Raw genomic sequence first — 26,806 nt, 5'->3', positions numbered from 1 at the left:
GCGGGGAGACCCTCGTCCGACCCGGGCCCGTCCACGTCATCGCTGTCAGTCGCGCAGGCGGCCGCGCAGTGCCTCGGTGTCGGTGTCCGTCCAGCCGTGGGTGCGCAGCCAGCCGAGTGCGCCGCCGAACCTGGCGTCCAGCGTCGTCAGGAACTGGTCCATGTACTCCGGCCGCGGCAGGTGGCTGTCGGCCGGCTTCGCGTCGAGGTCCGCGCGGTAGGTGTGGCTGGCGCGCAGCCGGGCGAGGATGCCCTCCAGACGTTCGCCGGTGGCGACGTAGTCCTCGATGATCGCCTCCCGGGTGGCGCCCGCCACGGCGAGCGCCAGGGCGCAGACCACGCCGGTGCGGTCCTTGCCCGCCGCACAGTGCACCACGGCCATGCCGTCGTCACGGGCGAGCACGCGCAGGGCGGTCACCACGGAGTCGGGCCGATCGCGCAGGTAGCCGTAGTAGTAGCCGGTCACGCGGAGCTCGGCCAGGTCCTTCTCGTCGCGCTCCCCCTGCCACGGCAGCGCCCTGTCGTCGACGGTGTCGGCCTCGACGTCGGTGAGGCGCCCGCCCTTCGCGAACAGGCTGTGATGGTGGATGCCGACCTCCGGCAGCAGGGTCAGCGGGCCGGGCCCCTCCAGGCGTACCTCGGTCTCCGATCGCAGGTCGACCACGTGCCGCAGCTTGAGGTCGCCCACGAGCAGCGCGACGTCATCCTCGGTCAGGCCCTGCAGGTTGTCGGCCCGCAGGATCCGGCCGGACACCGTGGTCCCGCCGTCCGCGGTCGGCAGACCCCCGAGGTCGCGTACGTTAGCCGCGCCTCGCAGCACAATCCAACGCTCGTATGCATTCATCCTGCCGAGCCTATCCGTCCCTCTATGACGGAAAGATGAGTGCAGAGTGAAGGTCTGCACCCGCTGTCGCATCGATACCGCTACATGTCTCAAGGTCCCTTCCGCACCTGAGGAGGCTCGAGCGCCGCGCCCGCGGCGGTCGCGAGCGTCGGGTCAGGTCCGGGTGACGCGGTCGAGCAGGGCCTGGGCGCGCGAGACGCCGGTTTCGTTGCCGAGGCTGTGGTAGATCTCCAAGGCCTCGGCGACGGGCTCGTGCGCTTCCTCCCTGCGGCCCGCCTCCAGCAGCACCTCGCCGAGCGTGCGCAGGCCGCGTGCCTGCCACCAGCGGTCGCCCAGCTCCGCGAACTCGCCCACGGCCTCGCGCAGCGCGGCGACCGCCTCGTCGGCGCGGCCCAGCCTGGCCAGCGCCGCGCCCTCGGAGGACCGGGTTCTGGCCACGCCCCAGGGGTCCCCCAGCTTCTCGAGCGTCTCCTTCGCCAGGCGCACCCCGGCGTACTCGCGCAGGCCGTTGTGCGGGTCGCCGATCTCGCCCGCGGCGCGCAGGCAGCGGGCCTCCTCCCACTCCTCCCCACGCTCGTGGAACGCCCGGATGGCGAAGCGCAGCGCGTTGCCCGCAAGGACGAACCTCCGTTCGGCCGCCGCGGCGTCCCCGTCCTTCAGCAGTTCGCGAGCCTCGGTGGCCAGCACCTCCCCGAGCACCCGCTGGGTCTGCGCCTCCGAATAGCGGTTGCCCCCGCTCTCGAAGACCGCGAGAGAGTCCTCCAGGAGTTGCCTCGCCTCGGCGAGCCTGCCCTGGGCCAGGCGCAGCTCGGCCAGGTTGCGCTGGGTGCGCGCCTGCCACCAGCGGTCGTCCTCGGCCTTGAACGCGGTGATCGCGCCGGTGAGGTACCCCTGCCCGCGGTCGAGGTTGCCCTCGCCGAACAGCGTCATCCCGACCGTCCGCATGGCCCGCGCCGCCCACCACGACTCCCCCAGACCGGTGAAGATCTCCAGCGCCCGCTCTGCGTCCGTCCTCGCCGCGGCGGATCTCCCGCTGCCGCCGACGACCGCCGCCCGTTCCATCAGCGCGATCCCCACGGCCCTGGAGTCGCCGGTGCGCTCGGCGGCCTCGCAGACCAGGTCGGCGACCTCCCGCCAGTCGGACCAGTAGGCGCGCAGCGAGTGACACAGCGAGCAGAAGGCGCGCCCGGTCGCCCAGGCGAGGTCCCACAGCTCCTGCGACCCGGCCATGTGGACGGCGGACAGCAGGGCGAGCCGTTCGGCCGTGAACCAGGCAGCCGAGGAGACCTCGCCGCTTTCTCCGCTCTCGGCGCCGGAGCGCATGCCGCGCCGCCGCCAGTCCTGCGGCCAGCGCTCGGTGGCGGCGTTCTCCGCCCGGCGGCGGTAGCCGTACAGGACCCGCTCGATGGCGGCGCGGCGGCGGTCCTCGGGCTCCTCCCGTACGGCGACCTCACTGGCGAACAGCCGGACCAGGTCGTGCAGGCGGTAGCGCATCCGGCCGACGGCGTCCCGGCCCGAGCACTCGGCCAGCTGCGCGTCGACCAGGGCCTCCAGCTGGTCGGCGCCGTCGAGCTCCGAGGCGCCGAGCAGGTCGCCCGCCACCCACGCCTGCACGTCCGGCGCGGGCAGCAGGCCGAGCAGGCGCAGCAACCGGCGCTGGATGCCGGTGCAGTCGTCGTAGCTGAGCTGCAGCGAGGCCCGCACGCTGCGGTCGATCTGCGTGCCGACCTCCAGCTGACCGAGCCTGCGCCGCTCGTCGGCGAGCCGGTCGGCCAGTTCCCGCAGGGACCACCGCTCCCTGGTCGCCAGGCGGCCGCCGCAGATGCTGATGGCGAGCGGCAGCCGATCGCACAGCCGTACGATCGCGAGGGCGGAGTCGAGGTCGGCGGCGACGCGCTCGTCTCCGGCGAGCCGGGCGAGCAGCTCGACCCCCTGCGCCTCGGTGAAGACGGCGAGCTGCCGGTCGTAGCGGTTGCGCAGGAACAGCGGCTGCCGGGACGTGACGATCACGGCGCAGCCCGGTTCGGGCGGAATCAGAACCCTGACCTGCTCACCGCTCTGCGCGTTGTCGAGGAATATCAGGACGCGCCGGTCCTTGGTCCACGTCCACCAGAGCTTCTGCAGCTCGGTGATGCCGCCGGGATCGGTGGTCAGCCGGACACCGAGGGACCGCAGGAACGCGGCGAGCACCTCCTCGGGCCGCACCGCCCCGTCCGCGCCCCGCAGGTCGAAGTAGAGCTGGCCGTCGGGGAACTCGCCGATCACCTCGTGGGCGAACCGCGTGGCCAGCGCCGACTTGCCGACGCCGGCCCGCCCGTAGAGCGACACGACCAGCGGAGCGTCCTGGTCGCCCGCGGAAGGACGGTTCCGGGCGCCGAACCGCTCGCGCAGCTCGGCGAGCACCTCACGCCGGCCAGTGAAGTGCGCGATGACCGGCGGCAGCTCGGCGGGCGGCGGCGTCCCCCTCGCCGCCCGCCGGCCGGACTCCGCGGACTGGGGCGCGAGCGTGGCCCAGGTCAGGGTGCCGACAAGCGCCGCCACCACTACGGTGATCGCCACCCGGGCGGGCACCGGCAGCGTCCAGATGTCGAGCGAGGTGCCGAGAGCGCTCGCCACGGCCGCCCCCACGCCCGCGAGGGCGGGCGCGGCCAGCGAACCACGCCGGCGGGCGGGCGGCCGGGCCGCCGGGACGTCGTCGTCACGCGTGGACGGGAGCATCCGTCTGGTCCTCCAGGACGTCAAACGGCTCGGAGAACGGTCAACGCTACAGTCAAGATTCAACCAGAATGGGATCGACCGCCGCGCCTGACGGGCAAGTTCTCACCCAGTGTTCGTCAAACAGCCGTAATGTATGGCGTCGCGGAGGCTTCTCGATCATCGGATCCGGTGCGACGATCGGGATCGCCGCCGCCACGGACCCCGCCCCAGGCAGCGACACCCCACATGGAGGACCCGGATGGCACGGCCGGCTCACCGGTTGACCATGGCCGCTCTCGCCCTCGCCGTCAGCGGCACGACCGTGGCGCTCCCCACGGCGCCCGTCCACGCGGAGTCCCCCACGGCCGCGACCGCCCGGCGGCACCCCACGTCCTCCGCCGCGCTGAGACCCGCGGCGGCCGGCGGACACCGGAAGGCCGCGCCGCGGCCCGGCGGCGAGGCGCCCGTACGGCGGCGCCTGGTCGGCTCGTGGACCACCTCGACCTACCGCGTCCCGGCGGCACTCGGCGGGCAGACCGTGCGCATGGTCGTGCGTGCCAGCATCGGCGGCAGCGGGATGCGCCTTCGCCTGTCCAACCTCTTCGGCGCGGCGCCGGTGACGTTCGCGAACGTCCACGTGGGCGTCCAGGCGTACGGCGCGGAGATCCTCACGGGCACCAACCGGCCGGTGACCTTCCGCGAGCGCGCGGCGGTGAAGGTGGCGCCGGGCCAGGCCGTCTGGAGCGACCCGATCCCCGGCCGGATCGCCGGCGGCTCCGCCGTCGTGGTCAGCCTCCACCTGCCCGGCACGGTCAACGGGGTCACCGGGCACGAACGCGCCTACAGCACCACCTATCTGTCGGACCCGGGTGACCACACGGCCGAGGAGAGCGGCGAGGGCTTCACCTACACCAGCACGCAGTGGTACTTCCTCGACCGCCTCGCGGTGGAGGCGGGCGCGGCCACGATCGGTTCTGTGGTGGCGTTCGGCGACTCGATCACCGACGGCGCGGGCCAGGCCGTCGACGCCAACCGCCGGTGGACCGACTATCTGCGGCAGCGGCTGGCCCACGAGGCGCCGTCGCGGCGGATGGGGGTGCTCAACGCCGGCATCTCCGGGAACCGGCTGCTGCGGCCCAACGTCGGCCCGAGCGGCGTCACCCGGTTCTACCGCGACGCGCTGTCCCAGCCGGGGGTGCGCACGGTGGTGGTCTACGAGGGGATCAACGACATCTCCCGGGGTTCGTACACCTCGATCAAACCCATCGTGTACGGGTACAAGCGGCTGATCCGCGAGGCGCACGCCCGCAAGGTCAAGGTGCTGGGCGCCACGCTCACCCCGTTCTACGGCTTCGGCACCTGGACCCCGGAGCGTGAGGAGATCAGGCAGCGGCTGAACACCTGGATCCGCACGAGCGGGGCGTTCGACGGCGTGCTCGACTTCGACCGGGCCGTGCGCGACCCCGAGTTCCCCGAGCAACTGGCCCTCTCGTACGACTCGGGTGATCACCTGCACCTGAGCGACGCCGGGCGGCGCGCGCTCGCCGACGCGGTGAACCTGCGCCTCCTCTGATTTCGGACCGGCCGCGGGATCGCTACGGTGTGACCCATGGTCGCCCCCCTTGAGCCAGATGACCCGCGTACGCTCGGCGGGTTCCGTATCAGCGGACGGCTCGGCGAGGGCGGCCAAGGCGTCGTCTACCTGGGCCACGCGCCCGACGGCGCACCGGTCGCGGTGAAGGTGCTCAAGACCGGGCTCGACCCCGTCGTCCGGGCCCGGTTGTCGCGTGAACTCGACGCCCTGCGCGGCGTCGCTCCCTTCTGCACCGCCCGGGTGATCACCGCGGTGGTGGACGGGCGCGAGCCGTACGTCGTGAGCGAGTTCGTCGACGGCCCCTCGCTCCAGCAGCGGGTGAGCGCGTCGGGGCCGCTGCGCGGCGGCGAGCTGGAGCGGCTCGCGGTGGGGACGGCGACCGCGCTGGCGGCGATCCACAGCGCGGGCATCGTGCACCGCGACTTCAAGCCGGGCAACGTGCTGCTGGGTCCGGACGGTCCCCGCGTGGTCGACTTCGGCATCGCCCGGCAGGGCGAGAGCGAGACGATCACCGCGGGCCCGGTGGGCACCCCGGCCTACCTGGCGCCCGAGCACATCGCGGGCCATCCGGCCAGCCCCGCCTCAGACGTGTTCGCGTGGGGGGCGACGATCGTCTTCGCGGCGACCGGCCGGGCGGCGTTCGGCGCCGACAACGTCGCCGCCGTGCTGCACCGGATCATGACGACCTTCCCGGACCTGACGCAGCTGCCGCCGCCCCTGCGCGCGCTGGTCGGACGCTGCCTCGCCAAGGACCCCGCCGCCCGCCCGGCCGCCCGCGACCTGCTGCTCGAACTGGTCGGCACCGCGCCCGGGCCGCTGCCTGCGGGCGCGAGCGTGCACGGCGTCCCGCCCGCCGCGCCCGCACCGCCGCACGGCCCGTCCCTGTCGCCGGTGACGTCGCCGTCGGCGGGCCGGGCCGGAGAGGAGACCGCTCCCGGAGGAGGCCGCGGGAGATCCCGCGCCCGTGTCCTGGCCGGGGCCGGCGCGGTCGTGGCGGCCCTCGGGATCACCGCGGCGCTGCTGGTCCCGCGCCTGGCCACGCTGTCGGCCGGCCCGTCCCCCACGCCTGCGGCGAGCGCCCCCGCGCAGAGCACGTACGCGGGGGACCCGACGCCGACCGGCGCCGCGGCCACCGACGCCCCGACCGGCGGCACGGACGGGACCTACCCCACGACCGCCTCCGCCCAGGAGGCCATCCCGCAGGCGTTCGCGGGCAAGTGGCAGGGTCACATCGCGCCCACCGCCGGCCTTCTCACGAGCGAGTACGACATCGAGATCGAGTTGAAGCGCGGCGAGAAGGCGGGCAGGTGGAAGGAGCCGGCGAACTCGTGCGAGGGCACGCTGCGGCTGACCGGCGGCTCCGGCTCCGCGCTCACGTTCCGCCTGGAGGAGGTGCCGGGATGCGTCCCGGGCGACGTCGTGCTCACCCGCAAGGGCGGCGCCCTCGCCTACCGCCACACCGACGACCTCGGGCTGATCGCCTACGAGGGAACTCTTACCAGGGACTCCTGAAATCGTCCCGGGCTCAGCACCTCCCGGGTGCCCTCGCGGCCCCGACCGCGAGGGGGATCGCCAGCAGTCCGAGCAGGGCGAGCTGGGTCTGGCGCTGGTCGAGAGAGTTCTGGCATGGGATGGGCAGGTCACCGTACCAGGGGGTGAAGACGGCAGCGGGCGGGCCGCACCGCCACCCGGGCGGCGACAACGGCCACAGCGCCAGTGCCAGGATCACGCCGAAGAGCGCGACCAGCGCACGCTCGGCGTCGGACGTCTCGCTTCCGGGATGCCGCAGGCGGTGCCACTGGCCGTATGCCCAGAAGTAGGCGGCGAGCGCCACGGCGGTGAAGACCCTGGCGGCCCGATCGTGGTTGACGCGACCGGGCGCGCAGTCATAGCAGCCGGCGGGTTCGACGAACATGAACAGCAGCACCGCCGCCGCCAGGCATATCAGGGCGAGCCACCACGCCGGATGCCAGGCGAACTCCCATTGTCCGACACGCGCGCGGCCCGTCTCCGATTCACGGTTCATGGCGTCGAGGGTGGCGTCCCGCGCTTGTGAGCCGGTTGGAAGGCACAAGGACGAGAGCCGGTACTCCGCCGGTGTGATCGCCGCGGCGCCGGGTAGTGCGAGCGCGTCCACGCACAGGAGGAACTCATGGCAACCGACGTCATCAGCCTGATCAAGGAAGATCACCGCGACGTGGAGTCGCTGTTCGAGCGGCTCCAGAAGATGCCGGAGAACCGGCCGGCACTGCTCGCGGAGCTGGCGGCGAAGTTCGTCGCGCACAGCGAGGGCGAGGAGGACGAGGTCTACCCCGCGCTCGCCAGGCGGCGGCCGGAGGAGAAGGAGGAGGTCCACCACGGCGCGGAGGAACACCACGAGGCCGAGGAGATGATCTCCCAGCTCCTGGAGACCGACCCGGACGGCCCCGAGTTCGACACGCTTCTGCAGGAGCTGATCGGGGCGGTGACGCACCACGTCGAGGAGGAGGAGAACGACATCCTCCCGGTCCTGGAGAAGGCCGTCCCCTTCGAGGAGCGGGTCCGGCTCGGCAAGGCCTTCAGCAAGCGGAAGGCCGAGGTGCTGGCCGCCCCGCTCAAGCCGCGCTCGCGGACCAAGGACGAGCTGTCGCACCAGGCCAGGGAACTGGGGATCGAAGGCGCGTCCGGGATGACCAAGGACGAGCTCGTCGCCGCCGTCAGGCAGAAGAAGCAGCAGGGCTGAGGACCTCCCCCGTCGCGGCGCCGGACGTCTCACAGGCAGGCGTACAGCGCCGCGACCATGGGCTCCCACCTCGGGTCGGGCCCCGCCGCGCTGACGACGAGGCGGCTCGGCGTGTAGGCGAGGGCCACCCCCGCGTCCGGGTCGGCGAAGGCGAGCGCCCCGCCCGAGCCGCTGTGCCCGAAGGCGCGCGGGTTCGGCGCGAACGGCCGGATCTCGCAGGGCAGCATGTACCCCAGTGCGAACCTGGTCCGCGCCAGCAGGACCTCGTCGCGCCCCTCGCTGCGGGGCGCTACGGCCCGGCCCAGAACGTCAGGGTCGAGGATGCCGCCCTCGCCTCCGGCGGCGCGCCTCCGGCACGACACGAGCCGGCCGTACAGGGTGGCGAGGGCTCTGGCGGTCGCGTGCCCGTTGGACGCGGGGATCTCGGCGGCCCTCCAGCGCGCCGTGTTGGCCAGACCGGGTGTGAACTGCTCGGCGGGGTTGCCGAAGGCCATCATCGTGATCGAGCCGGGTTCGGACATGGCCTTCGTCAGCGCCGCCGGCGGATCGTCCCCGGCCTGCGGCGGGGCGAGGTACGCGGCGCGGCCCGCCTCCGAGGCGGGCAGGCCGATCCACAGGCCGGGGACGCCCAGCTCGTCACGGACCAGGTCGCGGACCGGCCGCCCGCCCACCCGGCGCAGGATTTCCCCGACGAGCCAGCCGAAGGTCACCGCGTGGTAGCCGTGCCGCTCCCCCGGCGTCCACCACGGGCTCTCGGCCGCCAGCGCGGCGGTCATCGCGTCCCAGTCGAACAGGGAGCCCGGCGGCAGCTCCCGGCGTACGGCGGGCAGCCCGGCCCGGTGCGCGAGCAGGTCGGCGACAGTGGTGGGGGTGGCGAACCCCGGCCAGTAACGGGCCACCGGGGCGTCCAGGTCGAGCAGCCCGCGCTGGACGTACAGGTGCGCGAGCGTCGCCAGCATTCCCTTGGACGCCGAGAAGACGTTGACGACCGTGTCCCGTTCCCAGGGCCGTACGCCGTCCCGGTCGGCCGTGCCCTGCCAGATGTCCACGACCGGGCGCCCGCCCGCGTACACGGCGAGGGCGGCGCCGCCTCCCGCTCCTCCGCCCGTCTCCCGGAACGCGTCGGCGACGGCCGCGAAGGCCGGATCACACCACATGGACACCCTCCAAATTCTTCAACCTAAGTTGCGAAACCATGGTTGAGTATTTGAGTATCCGAACGTGGTGTCAAGCGATCTGACCCTGCTGTTCACGGCCCTCTCCGCGGCCTGCGACGCCGAGGTGCGCGCCCGGATGGCCGCCGCCGGGCACGACCAGGTGCGCACCGTGCACGGGTACGTCTTCCAGCACCTGCTCGCCGGCCCCGTACGCGTCTCCGACCTGGCCGGTCTGCTCGGCATGACCCCGCAGGGCGCCTCCAAGGTGGCGGCGGAGATGGAGCGCATCGGCTACGTGGCACGCCGGACCGACCCCGGCGACCAGCGGGCACGGATCATCGAGCTGACGCCGCACGGCAGGGCCGCGGTCGAGGCGGGCCGGGCCGCCCGCGAGGCGGTGTCCGCCCGGATGCTCGGCCTTCTGAACGCGCCCGGGGAGTTCCTCGCGTCGCTCAACCGCCTCGGGGAGGAGACCGGCGCGCTGCGCGAACTCCTCGCCCGCCGGCTGCGCCCCTGATCAGGTGAGTGCGGGGACCAGGCGGACGAGGTCGGCGAGGCCGTCGGCGACGATGTCGGCCCGGGCGGCGTCCGGGCGGCCGGCGTGGAGGTAGCCCCAGGGCCCCCGGCGCAGCAGGGCGGTCCGCATCCCGGCGCGCGCGGCGGGCAGGACGTCGTTGTCGAGCCGGTCGCCCACGTACAGGATCTGCCCGGGCTCATGGCCGAGGACCGCCGCGACCTTGGCGAAGAACTCCGGGTCGGGCTTCTCCACGCCCCAGGCGGCCGAAGTGTGGATCCCGTCGACCGGCAGGTCCATCGCGACCAGCGCGTCGTACGCCTGCGGCGGCTGGTTGCCCGCGACGACCAGGTCGTAGCCGGCCTCCCGCAGGGCCGTGAGAGCGGGCCGCACGTCCGGGTAGAGGTCGTCGGCGTCGAAGTTCTCGCGCAACCCGCCGGTGTCCTCGCGCCGCCACGCCTCGATCTCGGCGTCGAGGTCGATCCCCGGCCTGACCAGCTCGAACGCCTCCAGGTGCCCACGGTCGAGTGCGGCCATGCCGCCGAGCACGCCCATGAAGGTCAGGCGCGGCACGCCCAGCCGGTCGGCCCACCGGGACCAGATCCGGGTCTCGTCGATGAGCGTCTCCCCCACGTCGAACACGAGCGCCCGGACCATGAACGTCCTCCCCATCCGTCCTGATTACGGCAGCCACTCTACGAGGTGCCGTAACATCCCCGGACGTGAGCGAGACTCGGTATGCCCTGAACGGCATGGTGTGCACCGTCGACCATCTGGCCTCCGCGGCGGGCGTCGCCACCCTCGACAGGGGCGGCAACGCGGCGGACGCGGCCATCGCCGCCAACGCCGTGCTGGCGGTCACCGCCCCGCACATGTGCGGTCTCGGCGGCGACCTTTTCGCCCTCGTCCACGACGGTGCCGTGAGCGCGCTCAACGCCTCGGGACGGGCGGGCTCGGGCGCCGATCCCGCCCGGCTGCGGGCGGAGGGTCTCGGCCGGATGCCCCACCTGTACGACATCCGCTCGGTCCCGGTGCCCGGCTGCGCCGACGGGTGGCTCGCGCTGCACGAGCGCTACGCCCGCCTGCCGCTGGCCGACCTGCTGGCCCCCGCGATCCGCCTCGCGGCCGAGGGCTTCCCCGCCTCCCCGCTGCTCGGGCCCGTCGGAGACTTCGTCGGCACCCTGCCCGGGGCCGGGGACTTCGCGGCCGCCCGCCGCCCCGGGGACGTGATCCGCAGGCCCGGCGTCGCCAGGGTCCTCACCGCGCTCGGGGAGGGCGGCCGGGCGGGGTTCTACCAGGGCGAGTTCGGTGAGGGACTGCTGAAGCTGGGCGGCGGCGAGTACACCGAGGAGGACCTGGCCCGGCCCAACGCCGACTGGGTGGAGCCGCTGAGCGTCGAGGTGTTCGGGCACCGCGTCTGGAGCGTTCCGCCGAACTCCCAGGGCTACCTGCTCCTGCTGGCCCTGGAGATCCTCGCGGAGCTCGGCCCGCCCGCCGACCCGGCCGACCCGCGCTGGGCGCACCTGCTGGTGGAGTCGGCCAGGGCGGCCGGGCACGACCGGCTCGACGTCCTGCACGAGGGGGCCGTGGCGCCGCTCGGCACGACCGCCGCCCGCAGCGCGCTGGTCGACCCCGAAAGGCGCGCCCCGTTGCCCGACGTCCCCGCCGGGCCGGGCGACACGACGTACCTGTGCGTGGTCGACGGCGACGGCATGGGCGTCTCGCTCATCCAGTCGAACGCATCGGGCTTCGGCAGCCTGCTCTTCGAGCCCACCACCGGGATCAACCTGCACAACCGCGGCATCGGCTTCTCGCTCACGCCCGGCCACCCCGCGGAGTACGGCCCGCGTCGCCGGCCACCCCACACGCTGTCCCCGGCGCTGGTCACCCGGCCGGACGGGGCGCTGCGCACGGTCCTCGGCACGATGGGCGGCGACGCGCAGCCGCAGATCCTGCTGCAGCTGGTCACCCGCCTGCTCGCGAACGGCCAGACGCCCGGCGAGGTGATCGGCGCGCCGCGCTGGGAGCTCGGCACCGGCGGCACCGGCTTCGACACCTGGCGGTCCGTCCCGCTGGTCGAGGTCGAGGAGGGCGCGCCGTGGGCGGACGGCCTGCGCGAGCGCGGCCACACCGTCGAGACGATGGAGTACGGCTCCAACTTCGGCCACGCCCACCTGATCGACGTCCTGCCGTCGGGCGTGCTCGCCGGGGCGGCCGACCCCCGCGCACTGATCGGCGCCGCGCTCGGCCGCTGAGCCGTGTCGCCGACCCGTGTCGCTGAGTCCCCGCCGCCCAGATCGGCGACGCAGGTCACCCGGCCCGGGCGGCGGACTCGGCCTGCTGCATGGCCTTGCGGATGCGCTTGTCCGAGACCGGGGTGGGAGTGCCGAGCTGCTGGGCGAAGAAGCTCACCCGCAGTTCCTCGATCATCCAGCGGATGTCCCGTACGGCCTTGGCGTCCCGTTCGTCGGGCTTCAACCGGTCGAGCAGGTCGCGGTACTCGTCCTCGACGTCGTGCACGCGGTGCATCCACTCGCGGTCCCGATGGGGATCGTCGGGGAGCTTGTCGAGGCGGCGCTCGACGGCACGCAGGTAGCGCTGCACGTCGGGCAGCCGGTCGTAGCCCGTCTCGGTGACGAACCCGTCGTGCACCAGCCCGTCGAGCTGGTCGGCGATGTCGGCCTTGAGGTCGGCGACGCCGCCGCCCAGCGCGCCGAGCCGGTTCTGCGCCGCGTGCCAGACCGCCAGGACGCGCTCCACGCGGGAGACGACCTCCTCGGTCGTCTCGAACAGCGAGGCGCGCACGTGGTCGCGCAGCCGCTCGAACCCGGCCTCGTCCCAGACGGGCCCGCCCGCCTGCGCCATGAGCTTGTCGGCGGCGCACGCCGTGCAGTCGTCGAACAGGGCGGCGGCCCCGCCGTGCGGGCTGCGGCTGAGGGCGAGCTTCTGCGCGGTGGTCAGGGTCCGCAGGATGGCCTTGGCCGGGTTGACCACGTTGAGCAGCACCAGCCTCCTGGTGCCCGCCCACATGGCCCGGTCGCGCTCCCGCTCGGTCTCGAACATTCGCACCGCGACGCTCGTGCCCTCGTCCACCAGGGCCGGGTAGGCGCGCAGCCTGCCCTGCTCGAACACCTTCGGCAGCGTGCCGATCGTCCAGCCGTGCAGGCCGTCGCGTTCGAGGTCGTCGGCGGCCCTCGACAGCGTGGCGCGCAGCTTGGGCGCGAGCCGCCGCTTGAGCGCCTCCAGGTCCTTGTCCTCGCCCACCGTCCGCTTGCGGTCGTCGATCACCCGGTAGGTGATCCGCAGGTGGGCGGGGAGCTGGTCGAGGGCCCACGCGTCGCGCGGCACCTCCACCCCGGTCAGCGCCCGCAGCTCGCGCTCCAGCGCCTCGAGGATCGGCTCGCCGCCGGGCCGTACGCGTTCCAGCACGGCCTTGGCGTAGTTGGGGGCGGGCACGAAGTTGCGCCGCAGGTTCTTCGGCAGCGACCGGATGAGCGCGGTGACGAGGTCCTCACGCAGACCGGGGATCTGCCAGTCGAAGCCGGTGGGGTCGACCTGGTTGAGCACGGCCAGCGGGATGTGGACGGTCACGCCGTCCGCCTCACCCGTCTCCACCGCGCCGGGCTCGAAGCGGTAGGTCAGCCGCATCCGCTGGCCGTTCTGCCGCCAGGCGTCGGGGTAGTCCCCGGCGCTGACCCCGGCGCTGTCGTTGACCAGCATCTCCGGCGAGAACGTCAGCAGGTCGGGCTTGTCCCGCGACGTCGTCTTCCACCAGCTGTCGAAGTGCCTGCCCGAGACCACGTCGGCCGGGATCCGCCGGTCGTAGAAGTCGAACAGCGTCTCGTCGTCCACGAGGATGTCGCGGCGGCGGGCCTTCTCCTCCAGCCGCTCGACCTCCTCCAGCAGCTTGCGGTTCTCGTGGAAGAACTTGTGGTGGGTCCGCCAGTCGCCGTCGACCAGCGCGTGCCGGATGAACAGCTCCCGGCTCAGCTCGGGGTCGATGCGGCCGTAGTTGACCTTCCGCTCGGTCACGATCGGCACGCCGTACAACGTGACCTTCTCCAGCGCGACCACGGCGGCCTGGTCCTTCTCCCAGTGCGGCTCGCTGTAGGTGCGCTTGACCAGGTGCTGCGCGAGGGGCTCGATCCAGTCCGGCTCGATCTTGGCGTTGACCCGGGCCCACAGCCGGGACGTCTCGACCAGCTCGGCCGACATCACCCACTGCGGCTGCGCCTTGGCCAGGGCCGAGCCGGGGAAGATCGCGAAGCGGGCGTTGCGGGCGCCGATGTACTCCGTGATCGGCCGGCGGCCCTCCTGCCTGCGCTTGTCGACGACGTCCTTGACGCCGATGTGCGACAGCAGGCCGGCCAGCAGCGACTGGTGGACGCGCTGGGGATCGGCGGGCACGCTGTTGGGTACGACGTTCAGCGTCCTGGCCACCTGGCGGAGCTGACTGTCGATGTCCTGCCATTCCCGCACGCGCAGGTAGTTGAGGAACTCCGCCTTGCACAGCCGCCGGAACGCGCCGGACGACAGCTCCTTCTGCTTGTCGCGCAGGTAGTTCCAGAGGTTGAGGTAGGTCAGGAAGTCGGACTCCTTGTCGGCGAACCGGCGGTGCTTCTCGTCGGCCGCCTGCTGCTTGTCGGCCGGCCGCTCGCGCGGGTCCTGGATCGACAGCGCGGCCGCGATGATCATCACTTCGCGGGCGCAGCCGTTCTTCTCCGCCTCCAGCACCATCCGGGCGAGGCGGGGGTCCACCGGGAGCTGGGCCAGCTTGCGGCCGAGCGGCGTGAGCTGCGTCCCCTTCCCCGCCTCCCGGGCCGCGCCCCTGTCCGCGAGGGCGCCCAGCTCGATCAGCAGGTTGACGCCGTCCCTGACCTGGCGGCTGTCGGGCGGCTCCACGAACGGGAACGCCGCGATGTCCCCCAGGCCGAGCGAGGTCATCTGCAGGATGACGCTCGCCAGGTTCGTACGGAGGATCTCCGGGTCGGTGAACTCCGGCCGGGAGAGGAAGTCCTCCTCCGAGTAGAGCCGGATGCACACGCCGTCCGACGTACGGCCGCAGCGGCCCTTGCGCTGGTTGGCCGACGCCTGGGAGATCGGCTCGATCGGCAGCCGCTGGACCTTCAGCCGATGGCTGTAGCGGGAGATCCGCGCCGTGCCCGGATCGACCACGTACTTGATGCCCGGCACAGTCAGCGAGGTCTCGGCGACGTTGGTGGCCAGCACGATCCGCCGCCCCCGGTGGGACTGGAAGACCCGGTGCTGCTCGGCGGCCGACAGCCGCGCGTACAGCGGCAGGACCTCCTCGGGACGGCCCTTGAGCGCGTCGGCGGTGTCGCGGATCTCCCGCTCGCCGCTGAGGAAGACCAGGATGTCGCCCGGCCCCTCGGCGCACAGCTCGTCGACGGCGTCGACGATGGCCTGGGTCTGGTCGTCGTCCTCGTCGACGGGGCGGTAGCGCACCTCGACCGGGTAGGTGCGCCCGGACACCTCGATCACGGGCGCCGGCTCCCCGCCGGGGCCGGCGAAGTGCCGGGCGAACCGCTCGGGGTCGATGGTCGCGGAGGTGATGACCACCTTGAGGTCGGGCCGTTTGGGGAGGAGCTGCTTGAGATAGCCGAGGATGAAGTCGATGTTGAGGCTGCGCTCGTGCGCCTCGTCGATGATCAGCGTGTCGTACTGCAGCAGGAGCGGGTCGGTCTGCATCTCGGCGAGCAGGATGCCGTCGGTCATGAGCTTGACCAGGGTCCCGTCGCTGGAGTGATCGGTGAAGCGGACCCTGTAGCCGACCGCCTCCCCCAGCTCGATCGACAGCTCCTCGGCGATGCGCTCGGCGACCGTCCGGGCGGCGATGCGACGCGGCTGGGTGTGGCCGACGAGCCCGTGGACCCCCCGGCCGAGCTCCAGGCAGATCTTGGGGATCTGGGTGGTCTTCCCCGAGCCGGTCTCACCGGCCACGATCACGACCTGGTGGTCCCTGATGGCCGCGAGCAGGTCGTCCTTGTGCCGGCTGACCGGCAGTTCGGGGGGGTAGCGGAGATCGGGGACGGCCGCGCGGCGCGCGGCCACGCGGCGTTCCGCGGCCTCCACATCCCCCGCGATCTCCTCGACGACGGACTGGCGGGCGGCGCGGTCGCGGACCCGGCGCATGCCGTCGAGACGGCGGCGCAGCCTGCGCCGGTCGCGCAGCATCAGGTCGGGAAGGCGGGCCTGGAGATCGGCGAGCGTGTTCATTCCATGCTCAAGGATAGGCAACACCCCCCGCCGATCTGCCAGCCGTTTTCCGGCGGCCCTCTTGGGGCGAGGTCAGTGGCGGCGCGGCGGCTGGTACTTGTACCCCACGTTGCGGACGGTGACGATGCGGCCCGCGTGCCGGCCCAGCTTGCGGCGCAGCCGCAGAACGTGCACGTCGACCGTACGGCCGCCCTCGTCGTCGTACCTGTCCCAGACGGCCGCCATGAGCTGGCGGCGGTTGTAGACCCGGCCGGGCGCCGAGCTGAGATAGTCGAGCAGCTCGAACTCCCGGAAGGTCAGTTCGACCTCCTCGCCGCCCGCGCGGACCACCCGCGCGGCCCGGTCCAGGACCAGCTCCTCCTCGTCGTGGGCGGGCCGCCGCGGCGGCGGGGCCGTACGCTCCCGCGCCACCGGCGCCTCCGCCGAGCCCCCGGCGGGCACCAGGTAGCCCACGATCATCAGCACGGCGCCGGTCTCCGGCACCGGCAGCACGCCGAGCACGGACCCCTGCCCGAGATCGGGGGGCTCATGGCCCTGCTCGCGCCTGCGCTCCACAAAGTCGATCACGTTCTGGTGGGACATGCCCTCTCCTTGCCTCGTGGCGTACCGGACGGTGGTGACCGCGGTCGTCAACAGGCGGCGGCGCAGACGCGCAGCAGGTCGATGTGCCGGCGCTGGGTCAACCTCCCCGAGGGGTTCATGGGATCATCATGGCAGCGATATTACCCGCTGTCCAGGTAGGAATAAGGGACTTCTATCGCTCAAGGGACGAGCGCGGCCCCCGCGGCGGCCATCGCCGCGCCGATGATCCCGGCCTCGTTCCGCAGCACGGCGGGCATCAGCGGGGTGTCCCCGAGGTCGACGTACGGCAGGAACCTGTCCGCCTTCTTGCTCACGCCCCCGCCGATCAGGATCAAAGTGGGCGACAGCAGGTCCCGCATGTGCCTGAGGTACTCCTCCACGCGCCCGGCCCACTTCTCCCAGCTCAGGTCCCCCTCTTCGCGCACCCGGTCGGAGGCGCGGTGCTCGGCCTTCCTGCCACGGATCTCGACGTGGCCGAACTCGGTGTTGGGCACGAGCGCGCCGTCCACGAAGAGCGCGCTGCCGATGCCGGTGCCGAAGGTCAGCATGAGCACGACCCCGCGCCGGTCGCGGCCCGCGCCGAAGGTCATCTCGGCGACGCCGGCCGCGTCCGCGTCGTTGAGCACGACCGCCTGCTCGCCGAACAGGTCGGCGCCCTTCACCCCGATCCACGACCTGTCCACGTTGGCCGCCGTCCTGATGACCCCGTCGAGGACCACTCCGGGGAAGGTCACGCCCATCGGGCCGGTCCAGGAGAAGTGCTCCGCGATCTCGCGTACGGCCTGGGCGACGGCCCCCGGCACGGCGGGCCGCGGTGTCGGGATGCGCAGGCGCTCCCGGGTGAGCACGCCGGCGGCCGTGTCCACCGTGGCGCCCTTGATTCCGGAGCCGCCGATGTCGATGCCCAGAACTTCCATGACTTTCCTCCTGGTCCGGCTGCACGGCTACCCAGCCGCCCTCACCTCATGCGCGGTCGCGAGTATCGCACGGCGTGATGGGTCGAGCCGGGTTACGGGAGGACAGGCCGGGTACGCCCGAAATCGGGGCAAATCACCACAAGGGGGACACGCATGATCAGGACACTCCACAAGATGGGACTGCGCTCCAATCACATGTACAGCGCCGCTCTGGGGTCAATCGGCATGTCGATCGCCTCATGGGTCGTCTCGAACAAGTACGAGGCGGCCGGCATCGAACGCGCCGACCGCTGGGCGTTGTTCGTCGGCGAGTGGGCGCCCACCTTCTTCGCGATGGGGGTCGCCCTGCGGATGGAGGAGATGGCCCAGGAGAAGGGGCAGGAGACCCCCGAGTGGCAGGAGCAGAGCAGCGACATCCGCCGCCCCACCCGCGCCGGCGTGTAGCGAGGGCGGGCAAGGGCTTCCACGAGCGGCCCGGAGGGACCGGACGGCCCCTCCGGGCCGCCGCATGACCACCCCCGGCCGTCCCGGGAAGCGTCAGGCCACGGCCCGCAGGTGCTCGTGCGCCCAGTCCTCGAAGGTCGTGAGCGGGATGCCGAGGGCCCGCGCGTACTCCGGGCGGGCGGGCTGACCGACCACGTTGATGAATTCGTGTGCGGCGACGCCGTAGCCCGGCATCCCCGCGGCGACCGCCTCCTCCACCGTCATGTCGGGCGCGGTCAGCTCGGTGCCCAGAGCCCGGGAGAGGACCGCGGCGATCTCTCTCATCGGCCGGTGGTCACTGGCCAGTTCCAGTTCGACGCCGTGGAACCGTTCCGGTGCCGCGAAGGCCGCGGCGGCCGCCGCCCCGATGTCGTTGACCGCGACGAGGGAGAGCCGGGTGCCGGGCTTCAGCACGGTCACGATGCCCCCCTCGACGCCGCGGGGAAGCAGGTACCCCGCGGACGGGAGGAAGTTCTCCATGAAGAAGCCCGGCTTGATGATCGTCCAGTGCGTGAAGCCCGCCGCACGCACGCGGTCCTGGGCGCCGGCCTTGGCGGTGAGGGCGGGCTCCAGCGACGCCCAGCGGCCTTCGGCCCAGCCGGGGGCCTCGGTGTGCCGCCCCGCGCCGGTGACGGACGTGTGCACGAACTGCGGCACGCCCGCGGCCAGCGCGCCCTCCACCAGGTTGACGGCCTGGACCAGCTCGCCCTCGAAGTCGAAGGCGCCTGCCCGCAACGCCGGCATCTGCACCGAGAAGACGGCCCGGGCTCCTCGCGCGGCCCTGATCACGGAGTCGCGGTCGCGGAGGTCGCCGGCGACCAACTCGGCGCCGAGCGCTTCGACCGCCCTCGCTCGTTCGGTCGCGGGGTCGCGGACCAATGCCCGGACGGGGACGCCGTTCGCCAGCAGGGCACGGGCGGTGGCGCCCCCCTGCTGTCCGGTGGCGCCGGTGACCAGAACGGGTGCGGAATCGATTGCCATGTGGCCCTCCTGGGGCGAGCACAGAAACGGCGGGGCCCGCCGTTTATGTTTCGGTACAATACGGCGGACCCCGCCACTTAGCAACCGATGAGGTGACACGATGCCCGTCCAGCGCGCGGACGCCCGGCGCAACTACGCGCGCCTGCTCGCCGTGGCCAAGGAGGCGATCGCCGCGGAGGGCCCCGACGCGTCCCTGGAGCAGATCGCCCGCACCGCGGGAGTCGGATCCGCCACCGTGCGCCGGCACTTTCCCGATCGCCAGTCGCTGCTGGAGGCGGTCTTCCGCGAACGGGTCGAGGCCCTGTGCGCGCACGCCCGCGAGCTGACCGGCAGGGCCGACACCCGGGCCGCGCTGCTGGAATGGCTGAGCGCCGTCCTCGCGGACGCCGCGACCATCCGGGGGCTGGCCACCGCGCTGACCCGCGACCGGGCGGCCGGCCCCGACGCGGCGCACGAGCACTGCTGCTCGGCGCAGCTCACCGAGGCGGGCGACCCGCTGGTGCGCCGCGCGGCCGACGACGGCGCGCTGGCACCGGGCGTGACCACCGGCGACCTGCTCGCCCTGATCACCGGCATCGCCCTGGCCATGGAACACCACCCGGACTCCGCCGCCGACGCGCAGCGGCTCCTCGGCCTGTCCATGGCGGGGATCAGCCCCCATCAGGGGTGATGGGAGTCGGCACTCCGGTGCTCCGTCAGGCTCGGCCCGCATGACAGCAGACCCCGCGGCGGTCGCGCGCTGGCTGCGCACGCGGCCCGCCCGCGCGGCCGGCACCCGGATCCTGGCCGTCGAGGGCCGCTCGGGCGCGGGCAAGTCGACGCTGGCAGCCGCCGTGGCCGCGGCGCTCACCGCGCCGGTCGTCCGGATGGACGACCTGTACGACGGCTGGGACGGCCTGCAGGCCGGGGTGGACGCCCTGCTGGAGTGGGTGCTGCGTCCTCTGGGCCGCGGGGACCGGGCACGCTGGCGGCGCTACGACTGGACGCGGGGCCGGTACGCCGAATGGCACGAGGCTCCCCGGGCGGACACCGTCGTCGTCGAGGGCGTGGGCTGCGGCGCCCGCGAGGCGGGGCCGTACCTCAGCGGGCTGGTGTGGCTGGAGGCCGCCGAGGAGGTCCGGCGGGCGCGGGCGCTCGCCCGCGACGGCGAGGTGTACGCACCCCACTGGCGGCGCTGGGCCGAGCAGGAGGAGCGGTACTACGCCCGCCACGACGTGCGCTCCCGGGCCGGCCTGGTCATCGTCACGGGCTGAACCGCGTCGGAAACGGGCCCGCACGCCGGCCTCGTCGTCGTCACCGGCCGAGCCGCCTCGGGAACGAACCCGCTTGTCGCCGTCCCCGGCTGAGGCCCGTCAGGCACGGATGCGCACGCCGACCTCGTCGAGCCGCGTCAGCAGCTCGGCGGGGTCGGCGTACACGCGGAAGGCGCCGGCGCGCTCCAGCTCGTCCCTGCCGTAGCCGCCGGACAGCAGCCCGACGCCCAGGGCGTCCGCACGCCGTGCGGCCAGCAGGTCCCACACGCTGTCGCCGACGACCATGGTGAACCTCGGCTCGACGTCCAGCAGCGCGGCGCCCGCGAGGAACAGGTCCGGATCGGGCTTGGCCCGGCGCACCCGGTCGCGGTGGACGAGCGGCACATCGGGCGGCAGTCCGAGCATGTCCAGCGCGTGCCGGGCGGTGCCGGCCCGGCTGCTGGTCGCGATCGCCCAGCGGACGTCGTTGTCGGACAGCCGCCGCAGCAACTCGGTCGCGCCCGGCAGCGGGCGCACCGAGTCGATCTGCTCCAGATACGCCTCGGCGTGCGCCTGCTGCAGGTCCTCGATCTGCTCGTCGCTCAGCGAGACGCCGGTCTCCCGCAGCAGCGCGTTGACGAGCAGGCCGCCGCTCATGCCGATCCGGCGGTGGACACGCCACACCGACAGGTCGATGCCGACCCCGCGAAGAGCGGTGCGCCAGGCGATGACGTGCTGGTAGACGCTGTCGATCAAAGTGCCGTCGAGATCGAAGAGGAAGGCCGGGACGGGCGGCTCCGGGTAGTCGAATCGCGTGTTCATCCGGGCAGTTCTCACCGGCCGGCGCCCGCCGAAACACGTCCGGCCGCATTCACCGCGGCGGGCGGACCGAAACCGTGGAGACCGTGCTCAGCCGAGGCCGGCGCGGTACTCCTCGTCGGTCACCGGCCCGTGCCAGTGGGTCTTGCCGCTCGCCGTGACGGCGATGTGCACCAGCGTGTCGTCGTCGACGGCGCCGTGCCAGTGCTTCTCGCCCGGCTGGACGTGGACCCAGTCGCCCGGCCCGATGAGCGTGCCACCGGTCTCGCCCCAGCGCGTCACCACTCCGCGTCCCGACAGCACGTACAGCGCCTGCTCCCCGTCGTGGGTGTGCCACCCCGAGCGGGCCTGCGGGTCGTAGGAGAAACGCTGGGCGCGCAGGCCGTCCGGCTCCACCTCCTTCAGCGTCTCCGCCTCCCACACGCCGTCGGTGAACCTGTCCGGTCCCGGCCGGGTGGCCTTGATCTCGCCTTCGCGTACGAACCTCATCGCGCACTCCCTTCGCCGCGGGCCGCGTCATGCCGGCGCCGCCCGCACCCATCCACGATCGCCGCCGAGGAAGCCCTCCATCGTGAGCCCGGCCTCGCGCAGCAGTTCCCCGAACCGGTCGTCGGTACGGCGCCTGCTGACGAACGTGTGCGTCCATCGCCGGTCCCCCACGACGTACTCCATCGTCGCGTCGAGCAGATCCGGCTCGGGGCGGCTCACGTCCGTCATCCGGACCACCCGTCCGTCGCCGCGCCTCTCCGACGGCCCCACCGTGTCGTACCACTCGGGCGGACGGCGCTGGAGGATCACGCGCCCGTCCGGCGCGACGTGACGGCGGCAGGTCCGCAGGAACGCCCGGCACAGATCGTCGTCGGCGGTGTCGATCACGTACGACATCAACAGGACCACGTCGAACCTCCGGGACAGGGACAGGTCCTGGATGCGGGACAGGACCGTCTCCGCCCCCTGGATGTGCGCGAGCATCTCGGGCGACTCGTCCACGGCCACCACCTCGTGGCCGAGCGCGAGGAGGGCGTGGGTGATCCGGCCCGCCCCCGCGCCGAGTTCGAGGATCGCCGCGCCCTCGGGTATCGCGGCGTGGACGATCCCGGGTTCGCCGTCGGGCGTGAGCGTCGCGTAGTAGTCGACCGCGCACCCGTCCGGAGTGATCGGGCCGGGGCCGGTGCCGTGATAGATCCGTTCAGGCAGCATGATCACCATCCTGCATCACGGGCTCACCGATAGTCTGACTGTGGCGATTTGTCCGATTTCTGCCGGGTATTTCTTCCATGATGAGTTCTGCCGGACGGAGGTGACAGGCATGAGCGTTCCGATGCGACGGGAGTCCAGAGGTCTCGTTCCCGACCTGTTCGACCTGCTGGAGGCGCCGATGGCCGCACTGCGGCCGATGGCCGGGCAGCAGATGCGGCTTGAGGACTACGTCGAGGACGACCGGTACGTGCTGCGCGCCGAACTGCCCGGGATCGACCCGGACAAGGACGTGGAGATCAGCGTGTCGAACGGCGTGCTGACCATCCACGCGGAACGGCGCCACGAGGAGCGGCAGGCGCACCGCACCGAGTTCCGGTACGGAGCCTTCACCCGGTCGGTCGTGCTGCCGCAGAACGTGGACGAGAACGACGTGAAGGCCACCTACGACAAGGGGGTCCTCGAGGTGAGCGTGCGGCTCGCCGAGGAGCGGGAGGAGCGCAGGCGAATCCCGATCGAGAAGCCGGGAGCCGGGCAGCCGCAGAGCTGAGGCGGCTCACGCCGGGCCCGTCCGCGCCGCGCGGACGGGCCCGGGTCGTGTCCCGCCCGTCCCGGAGCGCGTCCTGACCGCCTCGGCGCCACCCGGGCCTGCTCGGGCCGGCCCTGCTCACCTGCTCAGGTCGTCGGCCCTGCTCCGCACGACGGCGACCGGGCACTCGGCGTGGTGCAGCACTCCCCGGCTGACCGAGCCGAGCATCGCCGAGCCCAGCGCGCCCCGTCCGTGGGAGCCGACCACGAGCAGGCCGGCCCCGCGCGAGGCCTGGACGAGCGCGTCGACCGGGTGCCCGTAGACGATCTCCTCCCGCACCGGCACCTCGGGACACCGCCCGCGCGGGTCCGCCAGCTTCTCCCGGGTCACGTGCCGGTGGGCCTCGCGCACCTCCTCCACGTCGTAGGTGATCTCGGGCGCGAGCGGGTGGGCGGGCAACTGCCATGCGTGCACGGCCCGCAGCGCGCCGCCGTGCGCTTTGGCCTGTTCGAAGGCGTACGCCAGGGCGGGCTCGCATTCGGGCGAGTCGTCCACGCCCACCACGATCTCTCCCCTGCCTCCGCTCCACCCGGGCCGTACGACGACGACCGGGCAGGGGGCGTGCCCGGCGACGTGGGTGCTGACCGAGCCGACGACGATGCCGGCGAAGCCGCCGAGTCCCCTGCTGCCGAGCACGATCTCGACGGCCTCCCTGGCCTTGTCGCGCAGGACGCGGGCGGGGATGCCCTCGACGATCTCCGTGCTGATCTTCACGTCCGGCTGCCGCTCGCGGGCCACCGCCTCCGCGGCGGACAGGGCCCGCTCGGCGTGGGAGGTGAGCGGATCGCCGCCGGAGACGGGGAACTTGGGGATGCCGTACGCCCAGTGGTCCACGACGGAGACGAAGCGCAGCGGGCAGCCGCGTCGGGCCGCGTCGTCGGCGGCCCACCGCACGGCGGCCGTCGCGGCGGGCGAGCCGTCGGTGCCGACGATGATCGAGCCGGACATGGACGCTCCTTCCTGGCCTGTGCCTTCCTCACCTGGCCTCTCCATGTCACCACCACCGGCGGCGGCGCTCCAGGGCCGCAGGTCCTCATTACCGGGCCCGATGCCGGGGCCGCCCGGCCGGGAGGGATGCTGGAGTCCTGGAGGTGGTCCGACATGGAATCGAAGCGCTGGACCGTCGAGATCTTCGTGAACGAGGACGACAACGACGACGTCACCACCGCGACCGCCGTGCTGTACACGCCCGCGGGACGACGCCACGAGAGCGTCGGCCGAGCCCGCCGCAACCCGGTCGACCGGCCCGTGCCGGAGATCGGCGACGAGCTCGCGGCCGGACGGGCCCTCGCCGACCTGGGGGCGAAACTCATCGGGGACGGTGCGGAGGACGTGGCCCAGCTCGCAGGCCCCGCCTACGAGTCGTACTGAAAAGCGCGGCACACCTGGAGCCCGGGGCCGGAACAGGCCCCGGGTCTCGTTGTGCCGCAGCACGGGCGAGAGCCTTTCCGGATGCCCGGAAAGAGCTTTTCCATATCGGAGCGATCTGAAATCCGAGAATGTGCGCATCGTTTTTCTCATCCGGTCGCCCGGGGGAGATCGACTGCTCCGGAGCGACCCCCTCATCTGCGTGTCGACATCTTTTCCATGCCTGACTATGGTCGTAATCTCAGGAGACCGGAGTAATGCCTACGGCAAGAGAGTCCCATGAGCCACGACATGTTCCGTCATCTCAGAGGCGTTCTGGACCCCATTGTCCCGGCAGACGTGGGCACCGTGGCGGAACGCGGCGGCGACCTTCTCTCGGATATCACGGACGCCCTGCGCACCGACTCGCGATTGCTGGAATCGGTCGCCGCCCGCTCTTATGCCCACACGAATGGCTTCGACCGAATTTCCCTCTACAATGAGCGGGACGGGCCGGAAGTGCGCATACACCTGTGGTGGGCGGGAGTGCCGTCCGACGAGAGCATCCATAACCACGCGTGGGATTTCAGTTCACTCGTGCTGACCGGCTCGCTGACCTTTCAGATTCTGGGCCAGACGACGTATGGGCAGTCTTACGACCTCTACAGATCGAGCATGCCCGCGGGCGGCAGACCCGGCGACTACGAATTCACCCCCATGGGGGACATGTCGGCCAGCGTGACCTTCGAGGCGACCATCGCGGCCGGTTCCTTCTATCGGATGGACCACGACACCTATCACCGCGTCCTGGCGTCGCCGCCGTCAGGCGCGCCGTTGACAGCGACGATCGTCGCGCGAGGGCCGGTGCGCCGGCGCTTCTCTCAGGTGCTGATGCCGCACGGAACGCCCATGCCGCAGAGAAGGTCCATGCGCCGGCTGAGCGGCGAGGAAATCGTAGACAAGCTGGACGCGCTGCGCCGGGACCTGAAATAGCCGTTCAGCGGCCATCCAGAACCTGTTCCTGAGTCGAGGTCCAGGGCGGCGTCGACGTCAGCAGCATCCGCAGGCGCGAACCCTCGTAGCTGAACCTCGCACCCTTGGGAACCGTCACGAGATCACCCTGGGCACAGCGCTCCTTGCGGTCCTCGATGAGGAAGGTGCCCTCACCGTTGAGGACGTAGTAGACGAAGTCGCACTCCCGTTGCCTGAGCCAGGTGGGCAATCGGCCGTCGATCTCCACGATCAGATGGCTGCTGCTGGACAGATGCTCGTTAGGGCCGAACAGTTTGCCCCGGTGCCCGAGCTTCTCGAAACTCCAGTCCTGAGGTTCGGAGAACACGTAGGCGCCCATGCTCACCTTCCCCGATTGCGTGCGGTTCTGCCGTCTTGTCCGCGTTCAGACCCACTGTTAATCATATGCCGATACCTCGCCTCATGTCGGCTGGGCACTCCAGCAGGGCCTCCATCCTCGACATCATGCCACCCTCCGATCACCAGTTCAATTGGCGATTAGGATCGCTTCGCATCGTCTCGATGAATCCGTTTGCCCAGCCAGGCCACCAGCACAGCGAGTGCAGCCCAGATCAGAGAGCTGACGAGATTCGTCCAGATTCCTTGCGGATCCCACTTGAAATCATTGAAGACCCATTTCAATCCGGTTGCGATATAATCCCACATCTGGGCGGCACATAATCCACCGAAAGCAAGGTAAAGGAACGAGCCGCGCCCCCAGGCCACAAGGCTCCGCAAAGACCTCCACAGTTCACCCGTCAGCCCGGTTTTCTGGACCCGCCCAAAATAGGCGGCACTGTTCTCCTGCCATTTCTTCAGCGCCACCACCACCTGCGAGGTACACCAGACCAGTTCCCTCGGGTCGTAGTCCTCGAACAGCCAGGCACCGGACGGCCGCTGGCGGCCTGTCAGGTGACGCACAGCCAGTTCGGCCGCCTGACGGCAGCGCGGATCGTCCGGGAAATCGGTGAGCGCCAGCAGCGCCCAACCGGTTCCGTAGTGAACACATCGGGAGGGGACCCCGTCGAGGTCGACGGTGAACCACTCGTCGTAGCTGTTCTGCCAGGACCCGTCCTCGTTCTGGTGTTCGAGCAGATAGCCCATTCCATCCCGGATCCAGTCGACGTCCTCCGGCACACCGGCGACGCGGAGCGCGTGCAGCACCTGCGCGGTGGTCGCGGCGTTCGGCGTCGCGCCGACGCCGATCCCCCACCCCTTGCTCTCCGGCTCCTGCATGCGCTTCAGCCTGGTAATCATCTTGTCTCGGAGGTTCTCCTGATCGTCCCCCTGCCGCGCCAAGGCCCACAGGACCAGTGCGGTGGGCAGGGTACGTGGATTTGTGAGGTCCCGCGGGGTCGTCGCGGCACCGCCGTCCGCGTCCACACACCTGTCCAGGTAGCCGATGGCCTTGCGGATCTCCGCGTCGTTGGCGCTGTTCCAGCCCATGTCGGCCAGGGCGATCAGCACCCAGGCGGTGGCCTCGGCCGGCGAGTACCTCATCTCCCTGGCGGGGAAGCCCCCGTCAGAGTTCTGCCGGCTCTTCAGCCACTTCATCGCGCCGGTCAGCATCGGGGAGTTGGGACTTTCCCCCATCGCGATCAGTGCGCGGATGCCGTCCAGGGTACCGCCCCACTCCGTGGGGTCCTCGTCCTTGTGGTGGCCCCACCCCTTGGCCGTAGGCGTGTCCCAGTAGAGCGAGCGGAGCCATTTCTCCGCCTTCTTCAAGCTGTCCGTTACGTCCAGAACGGCGGGGGGCATGTCACCTCGAAGGGTTTGGAACGTTACCACTCTGCTTTGACATCGCGATCGGCACGCCGAATGTCACACCCCTGACGCGAGTTACTCGCCGTGAGATCTGTTCTCAACCGGGCAGTAGGCTGTCGT

26 protein-coding genes are annotated in these 26,806 nt (G+C 71.9%); 11 read left to right on the top strand and 15 right to left on the bottom strand.

The features are described 5' to 3' along the window. Nucleotides 1–45: 45 nt before the first annotated feature. Together HHX30_RS05310 and HHX30_RS05305 are read right to left on the bottom strand one after the other, a co-directional pair. Nucleotides 46–843, bottom strand: coding sequence for a tyrosine-protein phosphatase (locus HHX30_RS05310; protein WP_169980025.1), 798 nt, complete (start codon nt 841–843; stop codon nt 46–48). 153 nt (nt 844–996) lie between these two features. Then, nucleotides 997–3,561: a tetratricopeptide repeat protein gene (locus HHX30_RS05305; RefSeq protein ID WP_169980023.1), complete on the bottom strand. Its 2,565-nt coding sequence runs from the start codon at nt 3,559–3,561 to the stop codon at nt 997–999. A gap of 238 nt (nt 3,562–3,799) precedes the next feature. On the opposite strand from HHX30_RS05305, the gene HHX30_RS05300 reads away from it, so the two are divergent. Together HHX30_RS05300 and HHX30_RS40525 are read left to right on the top strand one after the other, a co-directional pair. Continuing rightward, on the top strand, nt 3,800–5,113 hold the full coding sequence (locus HHX30_RS05300; protein ID WP_169980021.1) for an SGNH/GDSL hydrolase family protein: 1,314 nt from the start codon (nt 3,800–3,802) through the stop codon (nt 5,111–5,113). Between the two features lie 36 nt (nt 5,114–5,149). Continuing rightward, nucleotides 5,150–6,646 carry a serine/threonine-protein kinase gene (locus HHX30_RS40525; RefSeq protein WP_211591621.1) on the top strand — a complete coding sequence of 499 codons (1,497 nt, stop codon included), beginning with the start codon at nt 5,150–5,152 and terminating at the stop codon, nt 6,644–6,646. A gap of 13 nt (nt 6,647–6,659) precedes the next feature. Here the strand turns inward: HHX30_RS40525 and HHX30_RS05290 are convergent, their stop codons facing one another. Further along, nucleotides 6,660–7,160 (bottom strand): hypothetical protein, encoded by a 501-nt coding sequence (locus HHX30_RS05290; protein WP_169980019.1) that lies wholly within the window; start codon nt 7,158–7,160, stop codon nt 6,660–6,662. A gap of 126 nt (nt 7,161–7,286) precedes the next feature. Between HHX30_RS05290 and HHX30_RS41315 the strand changes: the two genes are divergently transcribed. Further along, the gene (locus HHX30_RS41315) at nt 7,287–7,856 is read left to right on the top strand and encodes a hemerythrin domain-containing protein (RefSeq protein ID WP_169980017.1); all 570 of its coding nucleotides are present in this window, start codon (nt 7,287–7,289) and stop codon (nt 7,854–7,856) included. Between the two features lie 29 nt (nt 7,857–7,885). Here the strand turns inward: HHX30_RS41315 and HHX30_RS05280 are convergent, their stop codons facing one another. Beyond that, a complete protein-coding gene (locus tag HHX30_RS05280; RefSeq protein WP_249349747.1) occupies nt 7,886–9,013 on the bottom strand; it encodes a serine hydrolase domain-containing protein in 1,128 nt (375 codons plus the stop codon). A gap of 64 nt (nt 9,014–9,077) precedes the next feature. On the opposite strand from HHX30_RS05280, the gene HHX30_RS41310 reads away from it, so the two are divergent. Continuing rightward, nucleotides 9,078–9,530: a MarR family winged helix-turn-helix transcriptional regulator gene (locus tag HHX30_RS41310; RefSeq protein WP_211591620.1), complete on the top strand. Its 453-nt coding sequence runs from the start codon at nt 9,078–9,080 to the stop codon at nt 9,528–9,530. Here HHX30_RS41310 and HHX30_RS05270 read toward each other — a convergent pair whose 3' ends face one another. Next, nucleotides 9,531–10,199 carry an HAD family hydrolase gene (locus HHX30_RS05270; protein WP_249349703.1) on the bottom strand — a complete coding sequence of 223 codons (669 nt, stop codon included), beginning with the start codon at nt 10,197–10,199 and terminating at the stop codon, nt 9,531–9,533. 50 nt (nt 10,200–10,249) lie between these two features. Between HHX30_RS05270 and HHX30_RS05265 the strand changes: the two genes are divergently transcribed. Beyond that, nucleotides 10,250–11,782, top strand: a complete 1,533-nt coding sequence (locus HHX30_RS05265) for a gamma-glutamyltransferase (RefSeq protein WP_169980013.1) — start codon at nt 10,250–10,252, stop codon at nt 11,780–11,782. A gap of 55 nt (nt 11,783–11,837) precedes the next feature. Here the strand turns inward: HHX30_RS05265 and hrpA are convergent, their stop codons facing one another. The 3 genes from hrpA to ppgK all read right to left on the bottom strand — a co-directional run bounded on the left by hrpA (nt 11,838) and on the right by ppgK (nt 17,263). Continuing rightward, nucleotides 11,838–15,764 carry an ATP-dependent RNA helicase HrpA gene (gene hrpA, locus HHX30_RS05260; protein WP_169980011.1) on the bottom strand — a complete coding sequence of 1,309 codons (3,927 nt, stop codon included), beginning with the start codon at nt 15,762–15,764 and terminating at the stop codon, nt 11,838–11,840. Nucleotides 15,765–15,836: 72 nt separating this feature from the next. Continuing rightward, the gene (locus tag HHX30_RS42505) at nt 15,837–16,346 is read right to left on the bottom strand and encodes a winged helix-turn-helix domain-containing protein (RefSeq protein ID WP_169980009.1); all 510 of its coding nucleotides are present in this window, start codon (nt 16,344–16,346) and stop codon (nt 15,837–15,839) included. Between the two features lie 179 nt (nt 16,347–16,525). Further along, on the bottom strand, nt 16,526–17,263 hold the full coding sequence (gene ppgK / locus HHX30_RS05250) for a polyphosphate--glucose phosphotransferase (RefSeq protein ID WP_169980007.1): 738 nt from the start codon (nt 17,261–17,263) through the stop codon (nt 16,526–16,528). 153 nt (nt 17,264–17,416) lie between these two features. Between ppgK and HHX30_RS05245 the strand changes: the two genes are divergently transcribed. After that, complete coding sequence (locus HHX30_RS05245; RefSeq protein ID WP_139580668.1) at nt 17,417–17,707, top strand: hypothetical protein; 291 nt, start codon at nt 17,417–17,419, stop codon at nt 17,705–17,707. 93 nt (nt 17,708–17,800) lie between these two features. On the opposite strand, the gene HHX30_RS05240 is transcribed toward HHX30_RS05245, so the two are convergent. Then, nucleotides 17,801–18,727 carry an NmrA family NAD(P)-binding protein gene (locus HHX30_RS05240; RefSeq protein ID WP_169980005.1) on the bottom strand — a complete coding sequence of 309 codons (927 nt, stop codon included), beginning with the start codon at nt 18,725–18,727 and terminating at the stop codon, nt 17,801–17,803. A gap of 100 nt (nt 18,728–18,827) precedes the next feature. Here HHX30_RS05240 and HHX30_RS05235 point away from each other — a divergent pair, with 100 nt between their 5' ends. Next, nucleotides 18,828–19,397 carry a TetR/AcrR family transcriptional regulator gene (locus HHX30_RS05235; RefSeq protein WP_169980003.1) on the top strand — a complete coding sequence of 190 codons (570 nt, stop codon included), beginning with the start codon at nt 18,828–18,830 and terminating at the stop codon, nt 19,395–19,397. Between the two features lie 40 nt (nt 19,398–19,437). After that, nucleotides 19,438–19,980: a dephospho-CoA kinase gene (locus HHX30_RS05230; protein ID WP_169980001.1), complete on the top strand. Its 543-nt coding sequence runs from the start codon at nt 19,438–19,440 to the stop codon at nt 19,978–19,980. Nucleotides 19,981–20,079: 99 nt separating this feature from the next. Here the strand turns inward: HHX30_RS05230 and HHX30_RS05225 are convergent, their stop codons facing one another. The 3 genes from HHX30_RS05225 to HHX30_RS05215 all read right to left on the bottom strand — a co-directional run bounded on the left by HHX30_RS05225 (nt 20,080) and on the right by HHX30_RS05215 (nt 21,978). Continuing rightward, nucleotides 20,080–20,781 (bottom strand): HAD family phosphatase, encoded by a 702-nt coding sequence (locus HHX30_RS05225; RefSeq protein ID WP_169979999.1) that lies wholly within the window; start codon nt 20,779–20,781, stop codon nt 20,080–20,082. Nucleotides 20,782–20,868: 87 nt separating this feature from the next. Further along, nucleotides 20,869–21,267 (bottom strand): cupin domain-containing protein, encoded by a 399-nt coding sequence (locus HHX30_RS05220; protein ID WP_169979997.1) that lies wholly within the window; start codon nt 21,265–21,267, stop codon nt 20,869–20,871. A gap of 27 nt (nt 21,268–21,294) precedes the next feature. Then, the gene (locus HHX30_RS05215) at nt 21,295–21,978 is read right to left on the bottom strand and encodes a bifunctional 2-polyprenyl-6-hydroxyphenol methylase/3-demethylubiquinol 3-O-methyltransferase UbiG (RefSeq protein WP_211591619.1); all 684 of its coding nucleotides are present in this window, start codon (nt 21,976–21,978) and stop codon (nt 21,295–21,297) included. A gap of 109 nt (nt 21,979–22,087) precedes the next feature. On the opposite strand from HHX30_RS05215, the gene HHX30_RS05210 reads away from it, so the two are divergent. Continuing rightward, nucleotides 22,088–22,525 carry an Hsp20/alpha crystallin family protein gene (locus HHX30_RS05210; RefSeq protein ID WP_169979994.1) on the top strand — a complete coding sequence of 146 codons (438 nt, stop codon included), beginning with the start codon at nt 22,088–22,090 and terminating at the stop codon, nt 22,523–22,525. Nucleotides 22,526–22,642: 117 nt separating this feature from the next. Here the strand turns inward: HHX30_RS05210 and HHX30_RS05205 are convergent, their stop codons facing one another. Then, a complete protein-coding gene (locus HHX30_RS05205) occupies nt 22,643–23,512 on the bottom strand; it encodes a universal stress protein (protein ID WP_169979992.1) in 870 nt (289 codons plus the stop codon). A gap of 153 nt (nt 23,513–23,665) precedes the next feature. Between HHX30_RS05205 and HHX30_RS05200 the strand changes: the two genes are divergently transcribed. Both HHX30_RS05200 and HHX30_RS05195 read left to right on the top strand, forming a co-directional pair. After that, complete coding sequence (locus HHX30_RS05200; RefSeq protein ID WP_169979990.1) at nt 23,666–23,935, top strand: DUF1876 domain-containing protein; 270 nt, start codon at nt 23,666–23,668, stop codon at nt 23,933–23,935. 276 nt (nt 23,936–24,211) lie between these two features. Next, nucleotides 24,212–24,904, top strand: a complete 693-nt coding sequence (locus tag HHX30_RS05195; protein WP_169979988.1) for a hypothetical protein — start codon at nt 24,212–24,214, stop codon at nt 24,902–24,904. A gap of 4 nt (nt 24,905–24,908) precedes the next feature. On the opposite strand, the gene HHX30_RS05190 is transcribed toward HHX30_RS05195, so the two are convergent. Both HHX30_RS05190 and HHX30_RS05185 read right to left on the bottom strand, forming a co-directional pair. Then, complete coding sequence (locus HHX30_RS05190) at nt 24,909–25,262, bottom strand: hypothetical protein (protein ID WP_169979986.1); 354 nt, start codon at nt 25,260–25,262, stop codon at nt 24,909–24,911. Nucleotides 25,263–25,420: 158 nt separating this feature from the next. Next, a complete protein-coding gene (locus HHX30_RS05185; RefSeq protein ID WP_169979984.1) occupies nt 25,421–26,680 on the bottom strand; it encodes a prenyltransferase/squalene oxidase repeat-containing protein in 1,260 nt (419 codons plus the stop codon). Nucleotides 26,681–26,806 lie beyond the last annotated feature (126 nt).

This window comes from Microbispora sp. H10836, from assembly GCF_012999525.1.
Lineage (GTDB): Bacteria > Actinomycetota > Actinomycetes > Streptosporangiales > Streptosporangiaceae > Microbispora.
This window is presented reverse-complemented; position numbering and strand designations above follow the sequence as displayed.

Excerpts from the sequence above, each read along its gene's own strand:
- HHX30_RS05200 (WP_169979990.1), top strand. The coding sequence starts at position 23,666 with ATGGAATCGAAGCGCTGGACCGTCGAGATCTTCGTGAACGAGGACGAC.
- HHX30_RS05220 (WP_169979997.1), bottom strand. The coding sequence starts at position 21,267 with ATGAGGTTCGTACGCGAAGGCGAGATCAAGGCCACCCGGCCGGGACCG.
- HHX30_RS05300 (WP_169980021.1), top strand. The coding sequence starts at position 3,800 with ATGGCACGGCCGGCTCACCGGTTGACCATGGCCGCTCTCGCCCTCGCC.
- HHX30_RS05225 (WP_169979999.1), bottom strand. The coding sequence starts at position 20,781 with ATGAACACGCGATTCGACTACCCGGAGCCGCCCGTCCCGGCCTTCCTC.
- HHX30_RS05190 (WP_169979986.1), bottom strand. The coding sequence starts at position 25,262 with ATGGGCGCCTACGTGTTCTCCGAACCTCAGGACTGGAGTTTCGAGAAG.
- HHX30_RS05230 (WP_169980001.1), top strand. The coding sequence starts at position 19,438 with ATGACAGCAGACCCCGCGGCGGTCGCGCGCTGGCTGCGCACGCGGCCC.
- HHX30_RS05185 (WP_169979984.1), bottom strand. The coding sequence starts at position 26,680 with ATGCCCCCCGCCGTTCTGGACGTAACGGACAGCTTGAAGAAGGCGGAG.
- HHX30_RS05215 (WP_211591619.1), bottom strand. The coding sequence starts at position 21,978 with ATGCTGCCTGAACGGATCTATCACGGCACCGGCCCCGGCCCGATCACT.
- HHX30_RS05210 (WP_169979994.1), top strand. The coding sequence starts at position 22,088 with ATGAGCGTTCCGATGCGACGGGAGTCCAGAGGTCTCGTTCCCGACCTG.
- HHX30_RS42505 (WP_169980009.1), bottom strand. The coding sequence starts at position 16,346 with ATGTCCCACCAGAACGTGATCGACTTTGTGGAGCGCAGGCGCGAGCAG.
- HHX30_RS05290 (WP_169980019.1), bottom strand. The coding sequence starts at position 7,160 with ATGAACCGTGAATCGGAGACGGGCCGCGCGCGTGTCGGACAATGGGAG.
- HHX30_RS40525 (WP_211591621.1), top strand. The coding sequence starts at position 5,150 with ATGGTCGCCCCCCTTGAGCCAGATGACCCGCGTACGCTCGGCGGGTTC.
- HHX30_RS05305 (WP_169980023.1), bottom strand. The coding sequence starts at position 3,561 with ATGCTCCCGTCCACGCGTGACGACGACGTCCCGGCGGCCCGGCCGCCC.
- HHX30_RS41315 (WP_169980017.1), top strand. The coding sequence starts at position 7,287 with ATGGCAACCGACGTCATCAGCCTGATCAAGGAAGATCACCGCGACGTG.
- HHX30_RS05240 (WP_169980005.1), bottom strand. The coding sequence starts at position 18,727 with ATGGCAATCGATTCCGCACCCGTTCTGGTCACCGGCGCCACCGGACAG.
- HHX30_RS05235 (WP_169980003.1), top strand. The coding sequence starts at position 18,828 with ATGCCCGTCCAGCGCGCGGACGCCCGGCGCAACTACGCGCGCCTGCTC.
- HHX30_RS05195 (WP_169979988.1), top strand. The coding sequence starts at position 24,212 with ATGAGCCACGACATGTTCCGTCATCTCAGAGGCGTTCTGGACCCCATT.
- HHX30_RS05310 (WP_169980025.1), bottom strand. The coding sequence starts at position 843 with ATGAATGCATACGAGCGTTGGATTGTGCTGCGAGGCGCGGCTAACGTA.
- HHX30_RS05205 (WP_169979992.1), bottom strand. The coding sequence starts at position 23,512 with ATGTCCGGCTCGATCATCGTCGGCACCGACGGCTCGCCCGCCGCGACG.
- ppgK (WP_169980007.1), bottom strand. The coding sequence starts at position 17,263 with ATGGAAGTTCTGGGCATCGACATCGGCGGCTCCGGAATCAAGGGCGCC.
- hrpA (WP_169980011.1), bottom strand. The coding sequence starts at position 15,764 with ATGAACACGCTCGCCGATCTCCAGGCCCGCCTTCCCGACCTGATGCTG.
- HHX30_RS05270 (WP_249349703.1), bottom strand. The coding sequence starts at position 10,199 with ATGGGGAGGACGTTCATGGTCCGGGCGCTCGTGTTCGACGTGGGGGAG.
- HHX30_RS05280 (WP_249349747.1), bottom strand. The coding sequence starts at position 9,013 with ATGTGGTGTGATCCGGCCTTCGCGGCCGTCGCCGACGCGTTCCGGGAG.
- HHX30_RS05245 (WP_139580668.1), top strand. The coding sequence starts at position 17,417 with ATGATCAGGACACTCCACAAGATGGGACTGCGCTCCAATCACATGTAC.